Source organism: Nocardioides sp., from assembly GCF_036401255.1.
GTDB lineage: Bacteria > Actinomycetota > Actinomycetes > Propionibacteriales > Nocardioidaceae > Nocardioides.
On the sequence record NZ_DASWVI010000332.1, the window covers coordinates 1 to 7,665 of the forward strand.

At 73.3% G+C, this 7,665-nt stretch carries 8 protein-coding genes; 5 read left to right on the plus strand and 3 right to left on the minus strand.

Going from position 1 to position 7,665, the window contains the following annotated elements:
* The coding region (locus VGD85_RS15425; protein ID WP_331064318.1) for an MFS transporter at nucleotides 1-1,148 on the minus strand (1,148 nt) is incomplete at its 3' end.
* A gap of 56 nt (nucleotides 1,149-1,204) precedes the next feature.
* On the opposite strand from VGD85_RS15425, the gene VGD85_RS15430 reads away from it, so the two are divergent.
* Nucleotides 1,205-1,420, plus strand: a complete 216-nt coding sequence (locus tag VGD85_RS15430) for a DUF4287 domain-containing protein (protein ID WP_331064319.1) — start codon at nucleotides 1,205-1,207, stop codon at nucleotides 1,418-1,420.
* Between the two features lie 8 nt (nucleotides 1,421-1,428).
* Here VGD85_RS15430 and VGD85_RS15435 read toward each other — a convergent pair whose 3' ends face one another.
* Nucleotides 1,429-2,442, minus strand: coding sequence for a glycoside hydrolase family 6 protein (locus VGD85_RS15435; RefSeq protein ID WP_331064320.1), 1,014 nt, complete (start codon nucleotides 2,440-2,442; stop codon nucleotides 1,429-1,431).
* 3 nt (nucleotides 2,443-2,445) lie between these two features.
* Nucleotides 2,446-3,054: a maleylpyruvate isomerase family mycothiol-dependent enzyme gene (locus VGD85_RS15440; RefSeq protein ID WP_331064321.1), complete on the minus strand. Its 609-nt coding sequence runs from the start codon at nucleotides 3,052-3,054 to the stop codon at nucleotides 2,446-2,448.
* Between the two features lie 114 nt (nucleotides 3,055-3,168).
* Between VGD85_RS15440 and VGD85_RS15445 the strand changes: the two genes are divergently transcribed.
* The 4 genes from VGD85_RS15445 to VGD85_RS15460 all read left to right on the plus strand — a co-directional run bounded on the left by VGD85_RS15445 (nucleotide 3,169) and on the right by VGD85_RS15460 (nucleotide 7,320).
* Nucleotides 3,169-3,537, plus strand: a complete 369-nt coding sequence (locus tag VGD85_RS15445; protein ID WP_331064322.1) for a YciI family protein — start codon at nucleotides 3,169-3,171, stop codon at nucleotides 3,535-3,537.
* Nucleotides 3,534-4,763, plus strand: a complete 1,230-nt coding sequence (locus tag VGD85_RS15450) for an RNA polymerase sigma factor (RefSeq protein ID WP_331064323.1) — start codon at nucleotides 3,534-3,536, stop codon at nucleotides 4,761-4,763. The genes VGD85_RS15445 and VGD85_RS15450 overlap by 4 nt, the downstream gene beginning before the upstream one ends.
* Before the next feature lie 71 nt (nucleotides 4,764-4,834).
* The gene (locus tag VGD85_RS15455; protein ID WP_331064324.1) at nucleotides 4,835-5,392 is read left to right on the plus strand and encodes a hypothetical protein; all 558 of its coding nucleotides are present in this window, start codon (nucleotides 4,835-4,837) and stop codon (nucleotides 5,390-5,392) included.
* Entirely contained in the window at nucleotides 5,389-7,320 is a 1,932-nt protein-coding gene (locus VGD85_RS15460; RefSeq protein ID WP_331064325.1) for a M3 family metallopeptidase, read from the plus strand. The genes VGD85_RS15455 and VGD85_RS15460 overlap by 4 nt, the downstream gene beginning before the upstream one ends.
* Nucleotides 7,321-7,665: the final 345 nt, after the last annotated feature.

Here is a 7,665-nt window from a genome sequence, read left to right on the forward strand (position 1 = left end):
ACGTCCGCGATCCGCGGCCCACCGGCGACGACCACCATGAACACGCCCTGTAGCCGGCCTCGCACGGAGTCGTCCGCGGCGCTCTGCAGCATGCTGGTGCGGAACGCCGCCGACGCCATGTCGGCCGCGCCACCGACGACCAGCATCGCGATCGCCACGACGAGCATCGGGCGCTGCCAGTGCTCGGCCAGCCCCACCGCGAGCCCGAACCCGGTCATCGCCGCGCCCCAGACGAGGATGCACACGACCACGGCGTACCCCTGCCGGTCGATGCGCGAGACCCACCCCGACAGCACGCCCCCGGCGACCGCGCCCGCCGGGATCGCGGCGAACAGCGCGGCGAACACCAGCCCGCCGCCGGTCGGTCCGCCGAACGAGACGTGCGCGATCTCGGGGAACAGCGCGCGCGGCATCCCGAAGACCATCGCGATCAGGTCGACGACGAACGACATCAGCAGCACGGGGTGGCCGCGCAGGTAGGCGAAGCCCTCCACGACCGAGCGCAGCCCCGGGGTCGTGGCCGGGGCGCCCTCCACCGGCAGCCGCGGCAGCCGCGCCACGGCACCGAGCGTCGCGAACAGCGTGATCGTGTCGATCAGGTAGAGCCAGGAGAACCCGAGCACCGGGATCAGCACGCCGCCGACCAGCGGTCCCGCGATCGCGCCGGCCTGGAAGACCGTCATCGACAGCGAGTTCGCGGCCGGCAGCAGCTCGGGGCCGAGCAGCTTCGGCAGCACGGCGCTGCGGGTCGGCTGGTTGACCGCGAAGAAGGCCTGCTGCACCGAGAACAGCCCGAGCAGCAGCCACACGTCGCCGTTGCCGAGCGCCGCCTGCAGCCAGAACAGCGCGCTGGTGCCGATCAGCCCGAGCGTGGTGATCAGCAGCAGCGTGCGCCGGTCGAAGACGTCGGCCAGCGCGCCGCCCCACAGCCCGAACACGACCAGCGGCACCAGCCCGAACAGGCCGGTGAGGCCGACGTACGCCGAGGAGCCGGTGATCTGGTAGATCTGCGCCGGCACCGCCACGACCGTCAGCTGGGCGCCGATCACCGTGACGATGTTGGCCAGCCACAGCCGGCGGAAGTGCTCGTTGCGCAGCGGCCGGGTGTCGGCCACCAGGCCCTGCACCCGGTCTCGCAACGTTCGCACGATCCCCGAACCTAGACGCCCGATGAGTTCTTCCCCGCGGACGGGTCGGAGCCGTCATGAGCGAGAAGGTGACGGGTCCGGCGTCCTACTTCCCGTCGATCGAGAAGACCTACGGTCTGCCGATCGAGCACTGGAAGGGACTGGTGCGCGCCGCCCCCGGCTACGGCACGACCGCGAGGCACCTGGACCTGGTGGGGCTGCTCAAGGAGCAGGGCCTCGGCCACGGGCACGCCAACGCGGTCGTCGCGCACACGCTCGCCGAGGACCGCTGACCGCGAGGTCAGCAGCCGGGCGACTCGGGCAGGCCGAGCAGCCGGTCGGCGAGCAGGTCGCACCACTGCCCCGACGGCGGGCCGCCGTTCTTCTCCCCGTCGGACTCGCCGGGGTGCTTGACCCAGAGCGTGCCGTCGAAGGCCTTGTCGAAGACCAGCCTGGGCGGTCGACCGACCCGGGCCCAGGTCGGGTTGATGACGTCGTAGCCGTCCGCGCTCGGGGTCGCGCCGTTGCGGGAGGTGTCGATCACGTAGTGCTTGCCGCGGATGCCGAGCTTGCGCAGCCCGCGCAGCAGGAAGCCGGCGTACGCCTTCTCGTCGGCGGTCGGGCGGAAGTTGGAGACGTTGGTGCTGAAGCCTCGGGCGTAGCCGATGCCGGCGGACCTCAGCACGGCCGGACGCCGGTCGTACGGCGTCCAGTTGGAGTGGCCCGCGTCGAGGTAGACCCATGCCCCGGCCTTCGTCAGCACCCGGCTCGCGAACCGCAGCATCCCCTGCCAGCCGTCGGGCTTGTCGGGACAGCTCTGCAGGTCGCTGCTGAACAGCGCGAGCGCGTCCGGCTCCAAGACGAGCAGCACCGACTGGTCGCGGACGCCGCTGGCGACCTGGCGGATCCAGCCGCGGTACTGCTCGGCGGTGGTGAGCGGGTTGCCCGAGGAGTACATGCCGCAGTCGCGGCCGGGGATGCCGTAGACCGACAGCACCGGCGTCCTCCTCGCGGCGAGCGCCCGGGCGGTGTAGGCCCGCACGTCGTCGCGGACCGTCGCCGTGGCGTACATCTCCGGGATCACCCAGAACGCCTGGGCGTAGCGGCCGATCCGGTCGCGGTAGACGCCGCCGTTCTCGTACGCCGGCATCACCGGGTCGACGAACAGGCCCCGGGTCTTGCGGGGATCGACCTTCGTCATCGTCGCGGTCGGGCCCTCGGGGCCGGCGGTGGCAGGCGCGCCCAGGACCGAGACGGCGAGCGCGCAGGCTGCAAGCAGCGTCAGGGCGCGCAGCAGCCGCGATCGAGGGAGCACACCTCAGGGTACGGGCTGGTCGTCCTCGCGGGGTCCGAAGATGCACAGCTCGTCGAGCTGCTCGGGCGAGACCGGGAGACCCCAGGCCTGCATCTGGGCGCGCGAGCGCCGCGAGAACAGCGCCCGGAACAGCTCGTAGGGGTCCACGTCCGCGGGCACGCCGGCGGTGCCGAGCCGCGTCGCCGCGGCCGCGGCCAGGACCGGCGCCCACAGGGGCTCGGGCAGCTCACCCAGCCCGAGCGCCTCGTGCAGGTCGGCGTGGTGGACCGCGATGTCCCACACGATCGCTGGCCGGGGGTCTCCGGCCGTGGCGTCCGCGACGGCGTCGCGGTGGGTGCGCAGCTCCTCGACCAGGTCCGCCACCGACAGCACGCTGCGCTCCGCGACGTGCCGGGCCGTCCACTCCGGTCCGGGCGCCCCGTCGACGCGACCGGTCACGGCGTCGGAGGCCGCGCCGGCGAGGTGGGCGAGCACGTCGTGCACCGTCCACGCCGGCGTCGCCGGCACCGGCGCTCGCAGCTGCTCGGGCGAGAGGCCCTCGGCCAGCGCCGTGACGGCGTCCACGTGGGCGCGGTACAGGCCGCCCCACCCCTGCTCGCCCGAGTCGTCCATGGTGCGCACAGTAGGCAGCGCGGAATCATTTGCGGAAGGGTGTCGTACCCGGCCCGGGCCGTTCGTGGACCAGATGACGGGGCCACCGAGGCCCCCCGACCAGGAGGTAACCCCATGTCGCAATACCTGCTCTCCGTGATCCACGACCCCGAGGACGTCGCCGCCATGGACGCGATGACGCCCGAGGAGATGCAGGCCGTGTTCGCCGCGGTCGGCACGTTCAACGAGAGGCTGCAGGCCGAGGGCGCCTGGGTGTTCGCCGGCGGGCTGCAGACCCACGAGTCCACGACCACCGTGGACGCCACCGGCGCGGAGACCATCGTCACCGACGGGCCGTTCGCGGAGACCAAGGAGTACCTCGGCGGCTTCTGGATCATCGAGGCGCCCGACCTCGACGCGGCGCTGAAGTGGGCCGCCGAGGGGTCGAAGGCCTGCGCCAACCGGGTCGAGGTGCGCCCGTTCCAGGAGGAGCCCGGCGCGTGAGCGACGCCCACGCGGCGGTCGAGCGGATCTACCGCGAGGAGTACGGCCGGGTCGTGGCCTCGCTGGTGCGCCGCTTCGGCGACATCGACATCGCCGAGGAGGCGGCCGGCGAGGCGCTGCTCGTGGCCCTCGAGAAGTGGCCACGCGACGGCGTACCCCCCAACCCCGGGGGCTGGCTGACCACCACGGCCGGCAACCGCGCCATCGACCGGATCCGCCGCGAGTCGCACCGCGACGCCAAGCACCAGGCGGCCCTGATGATCCACGACGACACACCCCACGAGCCGACCGGGCCGGTCGAGGACGACCGCCTGCGGCTGATCTTCACCTGCTGCCACCCCGCGCTCGCCCCCGAGGCGCGGGTGGCGCTGACCCTGCGGCTGCTCGGCGGCCTGACCGTGCCCGAGGTCGCGCAGGCGTTCTTGGTCCCCGAGACGACGATGGCGCAGCGGATCACGCGCGCCAAGCGCAAGATCAAGGACGCGCACATCCCCTACCGGGTGCCGGCGACCGAGGACCTCGCCAGCCGCCTCGGCGCGGTCCTCGCGGTCGTCTACCTCATCTTCAACGAGGGCTACCTCGCCAGCTCCGGCGAGGTGCCGATCCGTGAGGACCTCACGGCCGAGGCGATCCGTCTCGCCCGCATCCTGCGCGCCCTGCTGCCCGACGAACCCGAGGTCGCGGGACTGCTCGCGCTGATGCTGCTCACCGAGGCCCGGCGTACGACGCGGGTCGCCGGCGGCGAGCTCGTCGTGCTGTCCGAGCAGGACCGCGGCGGATGGGACCGGACGCTGATCGCCGAGGGGCACGCGATCGTGCGTGAGTGCCTGGCCCGGGCGCGTGAGACCGGCCGCGGCCCGGGGCGCTACCAGCTGCTGGCCGCGATCAACGCGGTCCACACCGACGCCCCGACCGCCGCCGACACCGACTGGGAGCAGATCGCCGCCCTCTACGCCCAGCTCGAGGCCATCGCGCCCAGCCCGATCGTGGCGCTCAACCGCGCGGTCGCCACCGCCGAGCTCGACGGCCCGGAGGTCGCGCTCGCGGCCGTCGACAAGCTGCCGCTGAGCGGCTACCACGCCTGGCACGCGACCCGCGCCGACCTGCTGCGCCGGCTCGGCCACAGCGCCGAGGCGCGGGCGGCGTACGACGCCGCGATCGCGGCCACCGAGAACCCCGCCGAGCGGGCCTACCTGGCCCGGCGCCGCGAGCAGCTGCGGCCCTGAGCCGGTCCCGCTCCGGGCGGACCTCGCCCGTTCCGCAGGTGAACACGAGGTGAACCTGGGACCCTGGTCGGGTGAACAGCGCGTCGGTCGCAGCCTGGCGGCTCGCGGTCGCCGCGTCCGCGGCGACCGGGGTGGCGCTCGCCGCGCGGGAGTACGACGTGTGGTGGACCGCGCTCAGCCAGCTGGCCAACCTCGCCGTCGCCGTGGGCTTCCTCGGGCTCGCGTTCGCCGAGCCGCGCTCGCCGTGGTTGCGCGGGACGCTCGCGACCGCGATGAGCGTGGTGTGCCTGGCCTACCTCCCGATGGCCAACGGCAACCTGACCGCACCGTGGTCCGTGCTCGAGCACCTGGTCACCCCGGCCCTGGTGCTCGTCGACTTCCTGCTGGTCGGCACCAACCAGGCCGACGTGCGGTGGTGGCATCCGCCGACCTGGCTGGCGCCGCTGGCGGCGTACCTCGTCTGGTACGTCGACGGCGACCTCGGCGTCTACGCGGCGCTCGACCCGTCCGGCGGCGCGCTGTTCACCGCGCGGGTGGTGGCGCTCGCCGGGCTCGGCCTGGCCGCGGGCTACCTGCTCTATGCGCACGGCCGCCGCGCTCGGCGCGCGCTCCTAGTCTTGGCCGCATGACGCTGGCCCCCCTCGACCTGCCGACGCCCGACCACACCCAGGAGTGGGTCGAGGCCCGCACCCGCGACGGCCTGGCCGCCGCGCGCGAGCTCGCCGACCGGCTCCGCGAGGACCCACCGGCCGACGTGCTGGAGGTGCTGCGCACCTGGGACGAGGTCGCCCGCGCGCTCTCCGGCGTCGCGGCCGCCGCGTCGCTGCTCGCCAACGTGCACCCCGACGAGGAAGTGCGCACCACGTGCGAGGCCGCCGAGGTCGAGGTCGACCGGCTGGTGACCTCGCTGCGCCAGGACCGGCGGCTCTACGACGTGTTCGCGGCGCTGGACGGCAGCGGGCTCGACCCGGCCGCCGCCCGGCTGCTCGACAAGACCCTCGAGGACTTCCGGCGCGCGGGCGTCGACCGCGACGACGCGACCCGAGCCCGGTTGGTCGAGATCAACGAGCGGCTCACCGAGATCGGCCAGGAGTTCGGCCGCACGATCCGCGACGATGTCCGCACGGTCCGCGTGCCGCCGGAGCGGCTGGCCGGCCTGCCCCAGGACTGGCTCGACGCCCACCCGGTCGCCGACGACGGCCTCGTCACCGTCACCACCGACTACCCCGACTCGGTGCCGGTGCGGATGTTCGCCCACGACGCCGACCTCCGGCGCCAGGTGACGGTCGCGTTCCTCGAGCGCGGCTGGCCGCGCAACGAGCCGCTGCTGACCGAGCTGTTCGCGCTGCGCCACGAGCTCGCGACGCTCGTGGGCTACACCGACTGGGCGTCGTACGACGCCGACGTGAAGATGATCGGGGAGGGCTCGGCGATCCCGGCGTTCATCGACAAGATCGCCGCGGCCGCCGAGGAGCCGATGCGTCGCGACCTCGCGCTGCTGCTCGAGCGCTACCGGCGCGACGTCCCCGAGGCGACCGCGATCGACACCGCGGACTCCGTGTACTACGAGGAACTGGTCCGCCAGGAGCGCCACGACGTCGACGCCCAGCGGGTGCGGGCGTACTTCGACTTCGGCAAGGTCCGTCAGGGGCTGCTCGAGGTGACCGGGCGGCTGTTCGGGCTCGAGTACGTCGCCGTGCCGGACGCGCCGGTGTGGCACGAGGACGTGACGGCGTACGACGTGCTGCGGGCCGCCGGCCCGGGCGCCGCACCCGAGCGGATCGGGCGGATCTACCTCGACCTGCACCCGCGGGAGGGCAAGTACAAGCACGCCGCGCAGTTCACGCTCGTCGACGGCCTCGCCGGCCGGCAGCTCCCCGAGGGCGCGCTGGTGTGCAACTTCGCCCGCGGGCTGATGGAGCACGACCACGTCGTGACGCTGTTCCACGAGTTCGGCCACCTGGTCCACCACGTGCTCGGCGGGCAGGGGGACTGGACCCGCTTCTCCGGGGTCGCGACCGAGTGGGACTTCGTCGAGGCGCCCAGCCAGCTGCTCGAGGAGTGGGCGTGGGACGCCGAGGTGCTGCGCACGTTCGCGACCGACGCCTCCGGTGAGCCGATCCCCGTCGACCTGGTCGAGCGGATGCGCGCGGCCGACGAGTTCGGCAAGGGCTACCACGCGCGGACCCAGATGTTCTACGCCGCGATGTCCTACTGGTTCCACGCCTCGCGCCCGGCCGACCTCACCGCCGCGATGCGCGACCTGCAGGAGCGCTACTCCCCGTTCCGCTACATCGAGGGCACCCACATGTTCGCCGGGTTCGGGCACCTCTCCGGCTACTCCTCGGCGTACTACACCTACATGTGGTCGCTGGTCATCGCCAAGGACCTGTTCTCGGCGTTCGACGCGGCCGACCTCTTCGACTCGGCGGTGGCCGGTCGCTACCGCGACCGCGTGCTCGCTCCCGGCGGCTCCCGCGACGCCGCCGACCTGGTCGCCGACTTCCTCGGCCGGCCCTACACCTTCGACGCCTACGCCGCCTGGCTCGCGCGGTAGTGGTCGGTGTCGGAATCCCCGGTCCACCGGGGATTCCTCCGCTTGTCGGCCGTTGCAACCCCTGACAAGCGCCAGTTTCCCCGGTCCACCGGGGATTCTCCTTGTCCGAACCGATCCATCGACGTACGCTCGCGATATATCGTGAAGGGTCGGCGACAGTACGCCGGCAGCGCGGCACCCGAGACGAGAGGAGCCCGATCATGGGGCAGCGAGGCTTCAGCCGGCAGTGGGCCGGCCACGGCGAGCAGGAGTGGCACCAGCACGGACGGCGCGGCGGCCCGTGGGGCGGGCCCTGGGGTGGTCCGTGGGGCGGGCCGAGTGGCTTCGGCCGGCCCGGGCACCCCG

Bases quoted from the DNA above. Each gene is read 5' to 3' on its own strand.
- VGD85_RS15445 (WP_331064322.1), top strand. From the start codon at position 3,169: ATGTCGCAATACCTGCTCTCCGTGATCCACGACCCCGAGGACGTCGCC.
- VGD85_RS15440 (WP_331064321.1), bottom strand. From the start codon at position 3,054: ATGGACGACTCGGGCGAGCAGGGGTGGGGCGGCCTGTACCGCGCCCAC.
- VGD85_RS15460 (WP_331064325.1), top strand. From the start codon at position 5,389: ATGACGCTGGCCCCCCTCGACCTGCCGACGCCCGACCACACCCAGGAG.
- VGD85_RS15430 (WP_331064319.1), top strand. From the start codon at position 1,205: ATGAGCGAGAAGGTGACGGGTCCGGCGTCCTACTTCCCGTCGATCGAG.